Source organism: Winogradskyella pelagia (assembly GCF_017581965.1).
Taxonomy (GTDB): domain Bacteria; phylum Bacteroidota; class Bacteroidia; order Flavobacteriales; family Flavobacteriaceae; genus Winogradskyella; species Winogradskyella pelagia.
This window is the reverse complement of sequence record NZ_JAGEVF010000001.1, coordinates 24464-42375: the sequence shown is the minus strand read 5'-3', so window position 1 is coordinate 42375 and position 17912 is coordinate 24464. Positions and strand designations below refer to the sequence as shown.

At 36.0% G+C, this 17912-nt stretch carries 16 protein-coding genes; 11 read left to right on the top strand and 5 right to left on the bottom strand.

Translation table 11 applies throughout. The annotated features are described in order from the left end of the window. Positions 1 to 82 precede the first annotated feature (82 nt). The 8 genes from hemH (at position 83) to J4050_RS00200 (ending at position 10435) form a co-directional block, all read left to right on the top strand. On the top strand, positions 83 to 1129 hold the full coding sequence (gene hemH / locus J4050_RS00235) for a ferrochelatase (RefSeq protein ID WP_208151933.1): 1047 nt from the start codon (positions 83 to 85) through the stop codon (positions 1127 to 1129). Beyond that, positions 1129 to 2484 carry an MATE family efflux transporter gene (locus tag J4050_RS00230; protein ID WP_208151932.1) on the top strand — a complete coding sequence of 452 codons (1356 nt, stop codon included), beginning with the start codon at positions 1129 to 1131 and terminating at the stop codon, positions 2482 to 2484. Before hemH ends, J4050_RS00230 begins: the two co-directional genes overlap by 1 nt. Positions 2485 to 2529: 45 nt before the next feature. After that, entirely contained in the window at positions 2530 to 5616 is a 3087-nt protein-coding gene (locus J4050_RS00225; RefSeq protein WP_208151931.1) for a VPS10 domain-containing protein, read from the top strand. Next, positions 5616 to 6164, top strand: a complete 549-nt coding sequence (locus tag J4050_RS00220) for a CopD family protein (protein WP_208151930.1) — start codon at positions 5616 to 5618, stop codon at positions 6162 to 6164. Before J4050_RS00225 ends, J4050_RS00220 begins: the two co-directional genes overlap by 1 nt. A 41-nt stretch (positions 6165 to 6205) precedes the next feature. Further along, entirely contained in the window at positions 6206 to 7672 is a 1467-nt protein-coding gene (locus J4050_RS00215; RefSeq protein ID WP_208151929.1) for a sensor histidine kinase, read from the top strand. A 31-nt stretch (positions 7673 to 7703) separates the two neighbouring features. After that, positions 7704 to 8486, top strand: coding sequence for an enoyl-CoA hydratase/isomerase family protein (locus tag J4050_RS00210; protein ID WP_208151928.1), 783 nt, complete (start codon positions 7704 to 7706; stop codon positions 8484 to 8486). A gap of 888 nt (positions 8487 to 9374) precedes the next feature. Next, the gene (locus tag J4050_RS00205; RefSeq protein WP_208151927.1) at positions 9375 to 10247 is read left to right on the top strand and encodes an AraC family transcriptional regulator; all 873 of its coding nucleotides are present in this window, start codon (positions 9375 to 9377) and stop codon (positions 10245 to 10247) included. Between the two features lie 14 nt (positions 10248 to 10261). Next, positions 10262 to 10435: a hypothetical protein gene (locus tag J4050_RS00200; protein ID WP_208151926.1), complete on the top strand. Its 174-nt coding sequence runs from the start codon at positions 10262 to 10264 to the stop codon at positions 10433 to 10435. A 1-nt stretch (position 10436) separates the two neighbouring features. Here J4050_RS00200 and J4050_RS00195 read toward each other — a convergent pair whose 3' ends face one another. The 4 genes from J4050_RS00195 to J4050_RS00180 form a co-directional block, all read right to left on the bottom strand. Beyond that, positions 10437 to 11084 carry an HD domain-containing protein gene (locus tag J4050_RS00195; protein ID WP_208151925.1) on the bottom strand — a complete coding sequence of 216 codons (648 nt, stop codon included), beginning with the start codon at positions 11082 to 11084 and terminating at the stop codon, positions 10437 to 10439. A gap of 14 nt (positions 11085 to 11098) precedes the next feature. Then, a complete protein-coding gene (locus J4050_RS00190; RefSeq protein ID WP_208151924.1) occupies positions 11099 to 12079 on the bottom strand; it encodes an acyl-ACP desaturase in 981 nt (326 codons plus the stop codon). Between the two features lie 13 nt (positions 12080 to 12092). Beyond that, the gene (locus tag J4050_RS00185; protein ID WP_208151923.1) at positions 12093 to 12836 is read right to left on the bottom strand and encodes a lysophospholipid acyltransferase family protein; all 744 of its coding nucleotides are present in this window, start codon (positions 12834 to 12836) and stop codon (positions 12093 to 12095) included. A gap of 61 nt (positions 12837 to 12897) precedes the next feature. After that, positions 12898 to 13308 (bottom strand): BrxA/BrxB family bacilliredoxin, encoded by a 411-nt coding sequence (locus tag J4050_RS00180; protein ID WP_208151922.1) that lies wholly within the window; start codon positions 13306 to 13308, stop codon positions 12898 to 12900. 118 nt (positions 13309 to 13426) lie between these two features. Here J4050_RS00180 and J4050_RS00175 point away from each other — a divergent pair, with 118 nt between their 5' ends. After that, positions 13427 to 14218 carry a tellurite resistance TerB family protein gene (locus J4050_RS00175; protein ID WP_208151921.1) on the top strand — a complete coding sequence of 264 codons (792 nt, stop codon included), beginning with the start codon at positions 13427 to 13429 and terminating at the stop codon, positions 14216 to 14218. A gap of 48 nt (positions 14219 to 14266) precedes the next feature. On the opposite strand, the gene J4050_RS00170 is transcribed toward J4050_RS00175, so the two are convergent. Next, on the bottom strand, positions 14267 to 14932 hold the full coding sequence (locus J4050_RS00170) for a hypothetical protein (protein WP_208151920.1): 666 nt from the start codon (positions 14930 to 14932) through the stop codon (positions 14267 to 14269). A 156-nt stretch (positions 14933 to 15088) separates the two neighbouring features. On the opposite strand from J4050_RS00170, the gene J4050_RS00165 reads away from it, so the two are divergent. Both J4050_RS00165 and J4050_RS00160 read left to right on the top strand, forming a co-directional pair. Beyond that, positions 15089 to 17443: a TonB-dependent receptor gene (locus J4050_RS00165; protein ID WP_208151919.1), complete on the top strand. Its 2355-nt coding sequence runs from the start codon at positions 15089 to 15091 to the stop codon at positions 17441 to 17443. After that, positions 17443 to 17910: a thioredoxin family protein gene (locus J4050_RS00160; RefSeq protein ID WP_208151918.1), complete on the top strand. Its 468-nt coding sequence runs from the start codon at positions 17443 to 17445 to the stop codon at positions 17908 to 17910. The genes J4050_RS00165 and J4050_RS00160 overlap by 1 nt, the downstream gene beginning before the upstream one ends. Positions 17911 to 17912: the final 2 nt, after the last annotated feature.

Genomic DNA, 17912 nt, shown 5'->3' with positions numbered 1-17912 from the left:
TGTATCTTTGCAAAAAGAATTGTTAATCTGAAATCTAAAAGAGTTTGGTGAAAAAAGGTTTCAGTACACACAGAAAATGAATATGAAAAAAGGAATATTACTTGTTAATTTAGGTTCACCCGATAGTCCACAGCCAAAAGATGTAAAAACGTATTTGGGTGAGTTTTTAATGGATGAACGTGTTATAGACGTTCCATTATGGGCTAGAAACTTGTTGGTAAAGGGTATTATTTTAAACACCAGACCGAAGGCATCAGCTAAAGCGTACAAAAAAATATGGTGGGATGAAGGTTCACCATTAATAGTATTATCGGAAAAATTACAGGAAAAATTACAAAAACAAGTAGATTTTCCTGTGGCCCTAGCCATGCGTTATGGTAGTATGACGATTAAAAAAGGTCTTCAAGAATTGGTTGATAAGGGTGTTGAAGATGTTTTCCTCATACCACTTTATCCGCAATACGCCATGGCTACAACAGAGACCATTCTAGTGCTAGCAGAAGATATTAGGCAAAAACATTTTCCGCATATTAAAATGACGGATTTAAAACCCTTTTATAACAATCCAGATTATATTAAGGTGCTTTCAAATAGTATAGCTCAGCATTTGAAAGGAAAGGATTATGAACATCTGTTATTCTCCTACCACGGGGTTCCAGAGCGACATATAAGAAAAAGCGATGTTACAAAGTCGCATTGCAATCCTAAGCCGTCAACTAATTGTGCCTGTTGTAAGACGCCTTCGCCAGCACACGAGTTTTGCTACAAGCACCAATGTGTTGAGGTCACAAGGCTTGTAGGCGAACACTTAAACATGGAAGAAGGTACTTTTTCTACAAGTTTTCAATCACGACTGGGGTTTGATCCTTGGTTAAGACCTTACACCGACCGAACGATAGAACGTTTTGGTAAAGAAGGTATGAAAAAAATGGCCATTGTAACACCAGCCTTTGTTAGCGACTGTCTAGAAACCTTAGAGGAAATAGCCATGGAAGGTGAGGAAATTTTTCATGAGGTTGGTGGAAAAGAATTTACAACCATACCTTGTTTAAATGATGATGATGAATGGGTGGCTTTATTAGCGAAGTGGATTAACGAGTGGGCAACTGCTGAAATGCTTGCCGTTTAATGGCTAAAGTTAGTTCACAAGATCTAGGTAATCAACCTATTGGCAAACTATTGATAAAGCAAGCTGTACCTGCATCAATAGGGATTTTGGTAATGTCGCTCAATATTCTAATTGATACTATTTTTGTTGGAAATTGGATAGGATCTGTAGCCATTGCTGCCATCAATGTAGTCCTACCAGTTTCATTTTTTATCGCCGCTCTTGGCATGGCCATTGGTATTGGAGGTTCATCCATAATATCTAGAGCTCTAGGTGCGGAAGACAAAACCAAAGCACTAACCACCTTTGGAAATCAAATTACTCTTACCGTGCTTTTTACTGTGTTTTTGGTGGTTCCAGGGTTATATTTTGTAGATGGTATTATACCAGCTTTTGGAGGAAAAGGCACCATATTTGAGCCTGCAAAAATTTATTATACCATTGTGCTGTATGGTATTCCTTTTTTAGCCCTGTGCATGATGGGCAATACAGTAATCAGAGCAGAGGGTAAGCCAAAATTTGCTATGTATGCCATGTTAATACCTTCGGTCGGCAACTTGGTGTTGGATTATATCTTGATTAAAATTTTTGACTTTGGAATGTATGGCGCAGCTTGGGCAACTACGGCATCTTATATGTTGTGTTTGGGGTTTATTGTATGGTACTTTTTCTCTAAGCATTCTGAGCTTAAAATTGTCAATTGTAATTTTAGATTACAATTACCTATTGTTAAGGAAATTGGTTCGCTTGGGTTTGTAACCCTTTCAAGACAGGCTGCGGTGAGTGTCACCTATCTTTTAATGAATAATATTTTATTTGAATTCGGTGGAGAAACCTCAGTTACGGCTTATGCTATTGTTGGCCGGATGATAATGTTTGCTTTTTTCCCTATATATGGAATTACCCAAGGATTTTTGCCCATTGCTGGATTTAATTATGGTGCGCAGAATTACGCACGTGTTAGGGAAAGTATAATGACAGCTATAAAATATGCAGCGGCTTTAGCGGCTATTGTTTTTGTCTTTTTAATGGTTTTTCCAGAAGCCATAACGCGCCTGTTTACTCAAGATGAAGCTGTTCTCCGAGAGACACCACCTGCCATGCGCTATGTATTTTTAGCCACGCCAATTATTGCCGTACAGCTTATAGGTGCAGCCTATTTTCAGGCTATAGGCAAAGCTGTTCCGGCATTGCTGTTGACCTTATCGAGACAAGCGATATTTTTTATTCCTTTAATATTTATTCTACCCTATTTTTATGGTGAGTTAGGCGTTTGGATTGCATTTCCCGTTGCCGATATTCTATCAACAGTTGTAACCGCATATTATCTCCACAGAGAAGTAAAGTTAAATTTGCTTCCCTTAGAAACAAAATAATTATAAAGTTGTAATTTTAGGCTTCAACAAACTAACCTTATTTCTATGCGTTTTACATCCGTTTTGATGGCAATAGTGCTGTCTATTTTCACTTTACATATTGAATCTCAAGATTTTAATGAATCAGATTACGGTGCTTTGGAGTACCGACTAATAGGTCCTTTTAGAGGTGGACGTAGCGCAGCTGTAACAGGAGTACCCAATCAACCGAATTTATTCTATTTTGGTGCAGCTGGTGGTGGTATCTGGAAAACCCTTAATGGTGGTCGTAGTTGGGAAAATATTTCAGATGGCTATTTTGGAGGCAGCATAGGATCTATAAATGTATCCAAGAGCGATCCTAACGTAATTTATGTAGGAGGTGGTGAAAAAACGGTTCGTGGTAATGTGTCTTCAGGCTACGGTGTTTGGAAAAGTGTAGATGCAGGAAAAACCTGGACAGCTTCAGGTTTAGAAAAATCGAGACATATACCAAGAATTGCCATTCATCCTACTGATCACAATATTGTTTATGCAGGTGTTATGGGTAACATCTACAAGCCAACTCCTGAGCGAGGCGTCTACAAAAGTACTGATGGTGGTAAAACTTGGCGCAAAACCTTGTTTTCAAATGAACATTCTGGTGTAGTGGATTTAGTAATGGATCCAACGAATCCAAGAATTCTTTATGCCTCAACTTGGCGTGTACAGCGCACACCTTATAGCTTGAGTTCTGGAGGCGAAGGTTCAGCACTCTGGAAAAGTACCGATAGTGGTGAAACCTGGACAGAAATCTCAAAACAAGAAGGTTTTCCGGAGGGAATATTAGGTATTATTGGAGTAACTGTTTCACCAGTTGATAATCAACGCGTTTGGGCCATGGTAGAAAATAAGGATAAAGGTGGACTGTATCGTAGTGACGATGGAGGAGATACTTGGAGCCAGGTAAATAGTGAACGTAAGTTGCGCCAACGTGCTTGGTATTATACACGAGTTTATGCAGATACTAAAGATGTTAATACGGTTTATGTACTCAATGTGAGTTATCATAAGAGTACAGATGGTGGTAGAACATTTGGCAATTATCGTGCACCACACGGCGATCATCACGATTTATGGATTGCTCCAGAAGATCCTAATAGAATGATAATAGGAGATGATGGAGGAGCCCAAGTTACCTATGATGGTGGTGAAACTTGGAGTACATATTACAATCAGCCAACCTCACAGTTTTATAGAGTAACTACAGATAACGCCTTTCCTTACCGTATTTATGTTGCCCAACAAGACAATTCTACTATACGAATTCCACACAGAACTGATGGTTATTCTATCTCCGAGGATGACTGGGAGTCTACGGCAGGAGGAGAATCAGCTCATATTGCCATTGACCCAGAAGACAATGACATTGTATATGGTGGAAGTTATGGAGGCTATCTTACTCGTGTTAATCATAAACGAGGTACTTCTAGGGCCATAAATGTTTGGCCAGATAATCCAATGGGTGCTGGAGCTGAGGCCATGAAATACAGGTTTCAATGGAATTTTCCTATTATTTTTTCAAAACACAACCCAAACAAACTATATACGTTTTCTCAACATGTACATGTTACAGAAAATGAAGGACAAACCTGGAAAATTATTAGTCCAGATTTAACTACTAACGACCCTGAAAAGCAAAAGTCATCGGGTGGTCCAATAACCCAAGATAATACGGCTGTAGAATATTATTGTACCATTTTTGCCGCTCAAGAATCCCCTCTTAAAGAAGGCTTACTTTGGGTAGGTAGCGATGACGGATTAATTCATGTTACTAAGGACGGAGGAGCAAACTGGGAAAACGTAACTCCAAAAGGAATGCCAGAATGGATGATGATTAATAGTATTGAGCCTAGCGTTTTTGATGAAGGAACGTGTTACGTAGCAGGTACAAGGTATAAAACGGGTGATTTTGCACCATATTTATACAAAACAACCGATTATGGAAAATCTTGGAAGAAAATTACAAACGGGATTAATGAAGACCATTTTACACGCGTTCTGAGAGAAGACCCAAAACGAAAAGGATTGTTGTATGCAGGTACTGAAACAGGGATGTATATTTCCTTTAACGATGGCAAAGACTGGAAGCCTTTTCAGCTTAATTTACCAATTGTTCCGATAACGGATTTAACCATTAAGGACAATAACCTTATTGTAGCAACTCAAGGACGAAGCTTATGGATAATTGACGATTTAACCGTTATCCATCAATTGTTTGATGCCAATTTAGGCGAAGACTATTTATTTAAGCCTAAGGATACATACCGAATGTCTGGAGGTAGCAGAAAAGGAAGTAAAACATCTGGTACAAACCACCCTAATGGTGTGATTACTTTTTTTAACTTAAAGGAATATAACGATGAAGACAAGGTTGCACTCACCTATTTTGATAAAGAAGGTGATACCATCAAAACCTTCTCAACAACGGACAAAAAGAACAAATTAGAAGTTAAAAAAGGACCAAATCAATTTGTTTGGAATATGACCTATGATGGTGCAGAGCGCTTACCTGGTATGATTTTGTGGGCAGCAAGCTTACAAGGGCCTAAAGCTGTTCCTGGCGCTTATAAGGTTGCGCTAAATGTCAATGGAGATATACAAACCCAATCTTTTAATATTGTAGCCGACCCTAGAGCAGAGAGTTCCGTTGTAGACATGCAAAAACAGTTTGATTTTATAACTGATGTAAATGCAACTGTGGATAAAGCTCATAAATCCATAAAGAATATCCGATCTATTAATGAGCAATTGAGTGCTTTTCAAAAGCAGTACAGGGACAATGAAGATATAAAAGATTTAGTTGAAAAAGCAAAAACGCTAGAAGAGCAACTCTCTGATATTGAGAAAGCACTTTATCAAACTAAGAACAGAAGTAATCAAGACCCTTTAAATTTTCCTATTAAGCTAACGGATAAATTGGGAGGTTTGAACTCATTGACCAGACGAGGTGATTTTCCACCAACAGATCAAGCCATCGAAGTAAAAAACGAATTAACCCAGAAAATTAATGCTCAGTTAAACACCTTTAATAAATTGCTGAGCAGTGAAATAAAAGCATTTAATGAAGCTTTCAATTCTAAAGGCTTAAATTACTTGTTTGTAGAAAACTAATGGAGTATTATAATTATATTAAGTCCCTGCATCTCATTTTTGTCATAACATGGTTTGCAGGGCTTTTTTACATACCACGACTGTTCGTTTATCAGATAGAAGCCTTTCACAAACCCTCTCCAGACAAAGAGATTTTGGGTAAGCAGCTTAAACTCATGGCAAAACGCTTGTGGTATATTATTACATGGCCATCGGCTATACTTTCAACAATTTTTGCTGTTTGGCTTCTTTTGTTAATGCCAGGATGGCTCGATCAAGGTTGGATGCATGTAAAACTTACATTTGTTCTATTATTATTTTTCTATCACTACAAAACTCATGTGTATTTTAAGCAGTTGCAAGATGATATTGTAAAAAAATCCTCGAGCTATATGCGTATCTGGAATGAAGGTGCAACGTTTATTCTATTTGCTGTAGTTTTTTTGGTTATTCTTAAAAGTACTTTAAACTGGATATTTGGCGTTGTGGGAATTATTGTTTTAGGTATTCTCATTATGCTTGGATTTAGAGTGTACAAGTCCATAAGAGAGAAAAATCCTGATGCCTAAATGGCGCGATTATTGCTATATTTAGGTCATTACTAGCCCAGATGAAGATTAAAAAACTGTCCTTACGTTCTCGGATTTTCATTGCCATGATACTCTTGGTATTATTGGCTTCAGTATTGATTGCGGCGGTAACTATTTATCAATATAATGAAGAAGCTAAAGACTACCATAGAGATCGATTAGAGCGCAAGGAACGTGCTATTCGTCAGAGTATAGAATTCACCATAAATGAAACTACTTATCCTGTTACGACAGAAAATATCCCTTTGATTTTTAAGGAAGATATTTTTGATATTGATGCCATACACAACCTTAGAGTGAATCTATATGACTTAGAAGGAGAATTGCTTAAAAGCTCGAAGCGAACAATTTTAAGGGACTCTTCAGAATTATGCTTGGATGCAGAAATTTTAAATGCTTTAGCTAATACTGTAGAACACCGGCATGTTATAAAAAATCAAAAGAACGGTCAAACCTTTCAATCGTCCTATTCTTATATCACTGATAAGAAATTTAAGAATTTGGCCATTCTTAACTTACCCTATTTAGAAAATGATGACTTCTTAAATAGAGAGCTTAAAGAATTTCTCCTTAGGCTCGGTTTTGCTTATGTTGCCATGATTCTTGCGGCAATAATCTTTGCCTATTTTATATCTAAATACATTACAAAATCGTTAAAGACGATTAGTGAAAAGATGTATGAAACGCGCCTTGAAAAGCGTAATACTAAAATACAAATACAATCATCTAGTGAAGAAATAGAGGCCTTAGTGAATTCATACAACAGTATGATTGATGAGTTAGAAGCGAGCGCGGTAAAACTAGCAACTAGCGAAAGGGAACAAGCTTGGAGAGAAATGGCAAAACAGGTAGCTCACGAAATAAAGAATCCCCTCACGCCAATGCGTCTAAGTGTTCAGAGTTTTCAGCGTAATTTTAACCCTAACGACCCTAGTGTAAACCAAAAGATAGCCGAATATAGTAATACACTTATTCAACAAATTGACACTATGAGTTCAATAGCGTCTGCATTTTCTAATTTTGCCAAAATGCCTGCGCAAAAAAGTGAATTGTTAGATGTGGTGCACATTGTAAAACTAGCATTAGATATATTTAATGAGGATTACATAACCTTTCATTCAGATTCGGAGCAAATTGTCGCAAAATTTGACCGAACTCAATTAATAAGGGTCGTTACTAACTTAGTTAAAAATGGTATTCAAGCTATGCCGAACGATAAAAATAGCCCCCAAATTGTAGTTAAGGTATTTACAGAAGACGACCAAGTAAAGATAACCGTTGAGGATAATGGAAGTGGCATATCAGAGGACACAAAGTCTAAAATATTCGAACCAAAATTTACAACTAAAAGTAGCGGAATGGGCTTAGGTCTTGCGATGGTAAAAAATATTGTGGAAACCTATAACGGAAATATTACCTTTACATCAGAGTTAGGTAAAGGCACTATTTTTACGGTTTCTTTTCCTAAAGTAAATGGCTCTGCATAATAAGAAAGAATTTAAATATTAAACTTAAAATATGTCTTACAGTAATATTATTAGCGATTATTCTAATGGAATTACAACCATTACTATTAACAGACCTAAGAAATTAAATGCCCTCAACAGAGATACGATTCAAGAGCTTCATGATGCTTTTGATGACGCCAACGAAGATGCAGATACAAAAGTTATTATAATCACAGGCAGTGGAGAAAAAGCCTTTGTTGCTGGAGCTGATATTAGTGAATTTGCAGATTTTAGTGTAGAAGAAGGTGGCAAATTGGCTGCGAAAGGGCAAGAATTACTGTTTGATTTCGTAGAAAGTCTTAACACCCCAGTTATTGCAGCTGTTAATGGGTTTGCTCTAGGTGGTGGATTAGAGCTAGCAATGGCATGTCATTTCAGGATAGCAAGCTCTAATGCCAGAATGGGTTTGCCAGAGGTGTCTTTAGGTGTTATTCCTGGTTATGGTGGTACGCAGCGCTTACCTCAATTGGTGGGTAAGGGCAGAGCAATGGAGATGATAATGACTGCTGGTATGATTGATGCTAATCAAGCTCTTTCGTACGGATTGGTGAACCATGTTGTGCCTCAAGAAGAGCTAAAGACCTTAGTTGAGAGCATAGCCAATAAAATAATGCGTAATTCTTCTGTTGCTATAGGAGAAGCCATTAGGGCTGTAAATGCTAACTATGAAGATGGGCTAAATGGATTCGATGTTGAAATTGAGGCTTTTGGGAATTGCTTTGGGACTGAAGATTTTAAAGAAGGTACAACAGCATTTTTAGAAAAACGTAAAGCTGATTTTCCTGGCAACTAATTTATTTGTAATAAGTTATTAGTAAATTTAATCAGGAGCATTTTAATCTACCTCGCTTAGTCTTGATTGAATAATAAATTAAAAGCTTGCCGAATTCATTTTTATGAATGGGCAAGCTTTACTATTTAATTTGTTTTCTTTAATACCTTACTTAAATAAATTTTATTTTGTGAGGATTGTTTTCATCTATTGCCCTGTGCAAAAGATAGAATGGACATGCTAGTACAATTGACACTAACAAAAAGGGACTTAATAGTAATAATATAATTTGCGACTTTTTCATTTTTCTATTTTTTAGATTTGGTTAAGTATTCATTATACAAAGATGAGTACATCTTAAGGTTCTAAAAACAAGTATATTAACACATATATGTCGCATATTAACCAAAAACCTTTCATTTCTAGATTTTTACTGCTGATAGGCTATTAATATGCTGTAAAACAATAATTTAATGTTTAAATTGATAGTGACAGAAAATATGTAATACGTTATAGGAAAATTAAGAATCAAATGTCGGGCGTAGTATTGAGTCTAGTTTCTTCAATATAGACGTAGTCTACAAAAAAAGTGGACCAAGGAGTCCACTTTCTTACTAAATAAAAACTAATATATAAACAACAATCTAATTGTCTAATCTACTTGTAGAGAAGGTTGTATCAATAAAATAACCCTATCATCTACTATAAATAAATAAACGCCTCAACGATTATTACATCAAAGTTATGGTTTCACTTGTATAATTAAGGCAACTAAATTTTCAAATATGTGTATTATTTTAACCTTATCATTTAGATAATTAATATTACGAGTTAATATATTACACATTAGGGGTAATTTTAAATAGATTAACCAGATTATAAAATTTAACTTTGTATTTAATTAGTTTTATGAATACACGAAAACCTACATTAGAGAAAATCAGCACAGAATTTGGTAGTTCCATGAGAGTTATCAAGAATGAGATTTATGGTGGTGAAAAAAAGCCTTTTTGGCATTTTCATCCTGAGATTGAATTGGTTTATGTCAATAAGGGAAAAGGTAAACGTCATATAGGCAATCACTTATCATACTTTAATAACAGTATGTTAGTTCTTATTGGTTCTAACTTACCACATAATGGGTTTACAGATCGCCTTACTATAAATGGTTCGGAGACTATCGTGCAGTTTAAACCAAGCTTTTTAGGAGAACATTTTTTTGAAGTACCTGAGATGGAAGGAATTAATAATCTTTTTGAGCGTGCTAAAAAAGGTATATTATTTGGTGTTAAAACCAAACAGAAAATTGGACCAAAGATTGAGAAGCTTAATAAAAAGGAGGGTTTTAAGAAGATTTTGGTGTTGTTAGAAGTATTAAATGCTCTTGCAAAATCTAAGGACTATATCATTTTGAATTCTGATGGTTTTACGTTTGAAACTGAACCACAGGATAGTGCTAAAATTGATAAGATTTTTAAGCATGTCAATTCCAATTTTCAAAATCATATCAGTTTAGATGAGATTGCTGATATAGTGAGCATGACGGTCCCTGCATTTTGCCGTTACTTTAAAAGAGTCACTGGTAAAACATTTACAAAGTTAGTTAACGAGTATAGGGTCGTCCACGCTACAAAACTCCTTACTGAAAGCCAAATGAGTATAACAGATATCAGTTACGAATGTGGGTTTAATAACTTTTCTCATTTTAATAAGATTTTTAAAGAAATAACCGGTAAAAGTGCTTCCAAGTACAGAAGTGGGGTTAAACAGATTATTCAATAGAAGCCATAAGTTTTATGTCCAAAAAAATAGATGCAGCAGTTTCTTATTATTCTAAACAAGGTAAGGAAATCTTAAAAACTGTAAACACGAGAACAGATTTATCAGCTGACGAGTTAATTAGATTCGGCGAAGAAATGGCAATAATTGAATATAAGTTAACTGCTTTGGAAGTGGCCAAGGAAAGTTAGTCTAAACTTTACCATGCCACTCGGCATAGAATTCCTCTAGAAAAGTTAGCATAAAATTATGGCGTTTAAGAGCCATAGTTTTTCCAGTACTCGTGTTCATTTGGTCTTTGAGCAACAATAGTTTTTCGTAGAAATGATTAATTGTTGGGCCAGTTGCGGCTTTGTATTCAGTTTTAGACATGTTGAGGTTTGGAGGTATATCGGGATGGAAAAGCGCTCGATTTTTAAATCCACCGTAATTAAAACAGCGCGCTATTCCAATAGCTCCAATAGCATCTAACCTATCAGCATCCTGAACTACCTGTAGCTCCTTACTAGAATATTCAGTATCATTGTCGAAAGTATTTTTAAAAGACATGAATTTAATAATATTTACAACTTCATCTATCACGGCGTTATCTATACCTTGATGTGATAAAAATTCTCTTGCAATTCCAGGCCCTTTTGTTTCATCGCCTTTATGGAATTTGGAGTCTGCAATATCATGAAGGAGTGCTGCTAGCTCAACTATAAGTTGGTTTACAGATTCATATTTAGCGATATGAAGGGCATTATTATAGACTCTTAACGTATGAAACCAGTCGTGACCTCCTTCAGCGTTTTTAAGTGCTGTCTTAACAAAGTCCTTTGTAATTTCGACAATTTCCATGTCTCGGAATAGTATTAAGCTGGTTCAACCCATTTAAATTTAAAAGAATTATCAGGTATAACCATTCTATCTGCAAGTCTTAACATTCTTGTTGGCAGTTTCATAAGGTAGTCTCTAGCTTTTTCCGCTTCATCGGAAAGACCAGTAATATTGCCAATATCCCAACGAACAATGAGCTTTTGCAGTATATCTATATAATCTCTTGATGTATAGACTCCGATGCGCTGAGCAGTATTTGAAAACTCCTCAAAAGCCGTACTTATTTGGTTACCAGATTCTCTTAAAAAATGTGCAGGCATCGCAATCTTTTGTTTCATCATATAGTGAAATGCCATCATCATTTGATTTGGGTCAACCGAAAAAATGCGCTCTACAAATTCGGCATAAGCGTGATGATGGCGCATCTCATCTCCAGAAATGATATTACACATTTTAGCTAATTGTTTGTTCCCTTTTTCCTTGGCAATTCTACTAACTCTATTATGGGATATGTATGTTGCCAACTCCTGAAAGGACGTATAGACAAAATTCTTATAAGGATCTCTGTCTGTACCTATATCAAATCCATCAGCAATGAGATACTGTGTCGTTTTTTCAATTTCTCGCATATTAACGCGTCCAGAAAGGTATAAGTACTTGTTAAGTACGTCGCCATGGCGGTTTTCTTCAGCGGTCCAATGGCGTACCCATTTAGACCAGCTATTGCGCTCTACTTGTCCTACGCCTTCAACATCCATTAGCCATGATTCATAAGTTGGGAGAGCTTCTTCTGTTATCATGTCACCAACTAGTACCACCCAAAAATCATAAGGTAATTCCTTGGCAAGAGCTCTAATTTCGGAAATGTCATCGTAGAAATTATCACTTTCAGAATCAGGAAGAAAATCCGTTGGTTGCCAAATGGTTTCAATAGGAATTAGATATTTTTCGATTAAGGTATCTACATCTTTTTCTAGATGATTCATTACTTCGAGTCTAATGTTTTTTAAAGACATGGCAGGGAAGGTGTTAAGTTGAGTGCTCTATGGCCTCAATTATTGTTGATTCGATTTGGGCTATGAGTTTAGTATTATCAGTAAAGTTAGCTAACTCTAGTGGTTTATGCACGGTAAATTTAATATGATTGCCTATTCCCATAGGAAATTTACCATAGCGCAGCATCTTCCAAGAATTATTTACAGTCAATGGCACCACTAAAGCTGAAGGGACTTTTTTAATTAAAATTTCCAGACCTTTTGTCTTAAACGGTTTTGGCTTGCCATCCTTGCTCCTTGTACCCTCTGGAAAGATAACGGCCGCATAGTTATTCTTTTCTATATATTCTCCAAACTTAATCATCTCAGGAAGCGCCTGCCTAGGATTTTTCCTGTCTATTAGAATTGACCCACCATGACGTAAGTTGTAAGATACACTAGGTATTCCTTGTCCTAATTCTTTTTTGCTTACAAACTTTACATGATGTCTCCTCATATACCACATTATCGGCGAGATATCATACATACTCTGGTGGTTAGACACAATGATTAAGGGCTTGTCTTTAGGAATTTCCTGCGGATTGTTAAATGTAAATCTAGTACCAAGGAGGTTTAAACACCGCATCAGACAGAACTGTAACAAATCTACACTACGTTTGTGAGCCTTATAACCAAAAAGGTTAAAGCATAGCCATTGAATAGGATGAAATAGAACGAGAGTTAATCCGAAACATATGAAATAAATAACGGAGAAGGGATAAGATGCCAGTTTTCTCATGGCGTAAAAATAAAAAACCACGATGATAATCGTGGTCTCTTAAATAAAATCTTAGTAGAATCTAACAATGTTCATTATAAGCGTCCATTAAGTTTTCTGCAATAAGTTCTGCTGGTCTACCTTCAATATGATGGCGCTCTAACATATGAACTAATTCCCCATTTTTAAATAGGGCCATACTTGGAGAACTTGGTGGAAAAGGCACCATATGCTCTCTAGCTTTATCAGTAGCTTCTTTATCAACACCAGCAAAAACCGTTACTAAATTATCAGGTCTTTTGGTATTTTGTAAACTCATTCTAGCACCAGGCCTTGCATTTGCTGCAGCGCAACCACAGACAGAATTCACCACAACTAAGGTTGTTCCTTCTTTGGCAAGTGCATTTTCTACCGCTTCTGTTGTATATAATTCTTCAAAACCAACATTGGTTAAATCTTCGCGCATTGGTTTTACTAATTCTGGAGGATACATATTCTAAATTTTTAATTAACACTAATTTGAGATACAAAGATACCAATTGTGTAACAATTAGATGAATGCATCCACTAACAAATAGTATATTTATGCATTTATAAAATCTATTGATATAATGAGTTTTGCGAAATGGATAGGTGGAGCCATAGGATGGTCTTTTGGAGGCCCGATTGGGGCAATCATAGGTATTGCTCTTGGAAGCTTTGTAGATAATATTTCAGGTTCTGATAGTCCATTGTTAGAAGACAAAAGGTCTAAAAAAAGAGGTCAAGACCCTTACCGAAGAATGCCTAATTATCGTCGAAAACGGCAACAACCTAAAACCCAATCTGGAGATTTTGAGGTAAGCCTCCTTATTTTAGCTTCTATTATAATAAAGGCTGATGGAAAACAAGATCAGCGAGAATTGGATTTTGTGCGTCAGCAGTTCAAATCTATGTATGGTAAAGAGCGCGCAAATCATGCTTTCGAGCTCTTTAAGCAAATAAGCAAGCAACAGATATCCATGAGACAAGTTTGTTTGCAGATCAAACAAATGATGGATCATGCCTCAAGGCTTCAACTCATTCATTTTTTATTCGGGATTGCCAAAGCAGATGGTTATGTTTCAGAGAATGAAATACGTCAAATTTATACCATGTCTGGTTATTTGGGTATAAGCCATAAAGATTTTGATAGTATTAAGGCCATGTTCTACAATAGCTCCGACAATGCCTATAAGATCTTAAAGATTGATAAGACTGTTTCAGATGATGAGGTGAAACGCGCCTATAGAAAAATGGCAAAAAAATACCATCCTGATCGTGTTGTTCATTTAGGGAGAGAACACCAAGAAGGTGCTGAGGAGAAATTTAGACAAGTTCAGGAAGCATATGAGCACATTCAGAATGAAAGAGGCTTTAAATAAAAAAGGCGGTTAAAAATAACCACCTTTTTATCATACTTTATTTGGAACTTATTTCAAGCTCTTAGTTATTTTATTAACATAGTCTCTAGCTATTTCCGATGCACTTTCTGGATTATCTAATTTTGAAGTTACAACCGCAACCAATTGCTCTTCACCGGTCTTGTCTAAATCATATACTGTAGTTTCAACCACGTAAATTTTAGATGTACTTGTAGTCGTTGTTGGTTCCACGTAGTTTCCCAGTGTAGACATAGACATAGGATGACGATAGTAGCCATAAAATCCGCCATAATACCTAGGATAATAACCATAATAATTACCACCAGCGTAATAGCCGCCGTCAGTTGTAACACGAGTTTCTTCTTGATAATCCTTTAACACTGTCAAAACAATACCATTGAAGCCTTCCTTTTTTATCATATCAATAAATTGATTGACCTCATCTTCGGTGGGTCTCCTTTCAGGATTCATAGAAGCGAACTTAGAAAAACTAGGTGTAGCAGAAAATCCAGATTTTCCCATACTGGAAACTATTTCATTCTCAAAGGCAATACGCGCTTGTTTGTCACTTGTTCTGGCAATAACTAAAAAGTTATTGTCTTTAACAGAGGATACGGTATCACTTTTCCAAGCGTCAAGCACCTTTACACTAGAACAGTTTTGAAGACTTAAAACACCTATTAGACAACATAGTACGATGGTAATCTTTTTCATTTATTTATTGAATTTAATTATAAAGCAAAAGTAATCAATATGTAATAACAACACGATTTAGTGTTGGAATTATTTAACTAGAACATTATAGGAACCAAACTAAAAAAATATTTAGATAAATCTAAAAATAAAATTATATTTGCAGAAAAATATTAGATGAGATTGCATGTATTGATATGTTTATTTGTAATGAATGTTGCACTTTCACAAAATCAATCTGTAAAAGGCCAAATTTCATATGCTGATGCTCCAGTGGCTTTTGCTGTGTTAAAGTTGTCTAACGATGATGGAGTTTATGTTACCTATTCTGATAGTAAAGGGTTGTTTAAGCTGTCTATTCCGTTTGGTAATTTCAGCGTGGCAGTTGAGGCTTTAGGCTTTAAATCAAAATATTCAACAATCAAAATAGATAAAAGCAACAGCAACAATGTTTTAATTGAATTAGAAGAAGACCTTTTAGGACTGGATGAAGTTGTGGTAAGCGCAACACGGAATCGAGTTAACAAGAAAGAAGCGCCTATCATCGTGAACACGTTAGGAGAAAAGCTAATAAATGCTACACAAGCCTTGGCAGTATCAGAGAGTTTAAATTATTCTCCAGGTGTTCGGGTAGAAAATAATTGTCAAAATTGTGGATTTACACAAGTACGATTAAATGGACTAGACGGAAGTTACTCTCAGATATTAGTCAATAGTCGAGCTGTTTTCAGTGCTTTAAATAGTGTTTATGGTTTAGAACAGATTCCAACCCAGATTATAGATAAAGTTGAAATTGTACGCAGTGGAGGTTCAGCATTATTTGGGTCTAATGCTATTGCAGGAACGGTTAATATTATTACCAAAGATCCGGTACTCAATACTTGGGAAGTAGGTGGTTATTTGGGTTTAATAGATGGTGATACACCAGATAGAGTGCTTAACTTTAATGGATCTATCGTTTCCGATGATTTAAATAGTGGTGCTACATTTTATGGTATTCATAGAGACAGGGATGCATGGGACGCCAATGGAGATGGATTTACGGAGGTCGTAGAGCTCAAAAACACCACTTTTGGCACAAAATTTTATTATAAACCCACAGAGAGAAGCCGATTGACCGTGGACGCTACCGTATTAAACGAATATCGTCGCGGAGGAGATAGACTAGAATTGGCGCCTCATCTTACCGATATATCAGAAGAGTTAACAACCAATACTATTATGGGAGGGGTGAGTTACGATTTTAATAACGAAGCAAACACCAATAACTTTTCTATTTATAGTTCTGTTCAGTATACCGACAGAGATAGTTATTACGGTGGTTTAGGAGGAGGCAGAACAGCGCAAGATAGCCTTACTGCACTTAATGCTTATGGTGTTACAAAGGATTTGGCTATGGCAAGCGGATTTCAATTTACGAAGCAGTTTAACCGCGATGTACTTACTACAGGTATAGAATACAATATTGGTTCTACTGAAGACAATATCATTGGATATAACAGGCTTATAGATCAACAGGTTAACGCAACAGGTGTTTATGCGCAATATGAATGGAAACCAAATTCTAAATTTTCCGCTCTTGTTGGATCGCGATTCGATTACATAAATGTTGATGGATTTTATCGTGTTGGTTCCATAGAACGCCGTGTAGATATGTCTCAAGCGACATTGAACCCGAGAGTCACTTTGGCTTACGAATTAATGGACGATTTAAAATTTAGAGGCGGTTATGCAAGGGGCTTTAGGGCACCTCAGGCTTTCAATGAAGATTTACATATCTCATCTGTGGGTGGAGAACCTCAGTTCGTTATTTTATCTAATGATTTAGAAGCAGAATTCTCTAATGCTTTTACAGGCTCATTTAATTACACAAAGGAATTCAACACCATGCAAACCAATTTTCTAATTGAAGGATTTTATACCGTTTTAGAAAAGCCTTTTACCTTGGTAAGTACAGGAGCTCAACTGCCAAATGGTTCTATTGTTGAAGAAGTTAGAAATGGAGAAGGTGCGCGCGTATATGGCGCAAATTTTGAATTTGGTGTATCGCCATCTAAAAAATGGCTGTTTCAAGTTGGCGGTACCGTACAACGCTCAGAATATCAAGAAGACCAGATATTATTTGAATCAGATGGATCAAATCCAGGTGAAAGAGATATCCTTATTTCAGAATTTGTGAGAAACCCAAATTATTACGGATACTTAAATACTAACTGGACACCTAATGAAACCTATAACATTTCGGTTACAGGGACTTATACTGGACCTATGATTGTACCATTGGTTGTAAGTGATAGGGGGTTTTTAAGATTAAATGAAAGCAGCGCTTTTTTTGATTTGAATATCAATGCAGAGACTCATTTTGATGTTTCGGACGACTTTCAGCTTACATTAAATGCTGGCGTTAAGAATATGTTCAACAGTTTTCAAGATGATTTTGATACTGGTCCAATGCGAGATTCTGATTATGTTTATGGGCCGGCACTGCCAAGAACATTTTTTGTAGGTTTAACCATTGGAAAATTGCACTAATGCTAAGAGTATTCTTTTTAATAGCAACTTGTTTCACTGTACTTGGCTCAGCGCAAGAAGAGAAAATCAATTGGTTAACTTTTGAACAATTAGAGATAAAACTCAGCAAAAAACCAAAAAAAGTCATGGTTTACTTTTATGCGGATTGGTGTGTATATTGCAAAAAAATGGACCAATCTGTATTTAATAAAGCTGAGGTTAAAGCTATTTTAAAGATGGATTATTATGCCGTTAAGTTTAATGCAGAATATAAGGACACTATTTATTTTGGTGGAAAATCATTTGTAAATAAACAAATCGGAAAAAAACGCAATCCATTTCATGACATACCAAAACTTTTGGCAGGGAGACCAAATACACCATTGGAGTTACCAGCAACTGTAATTTTAGACGAAAAATTTATTATAAAGGGGCGTTATAATAGATATATTTCACCAAAGGAAATGGTGTCAATTTTAAAGCATTAGTA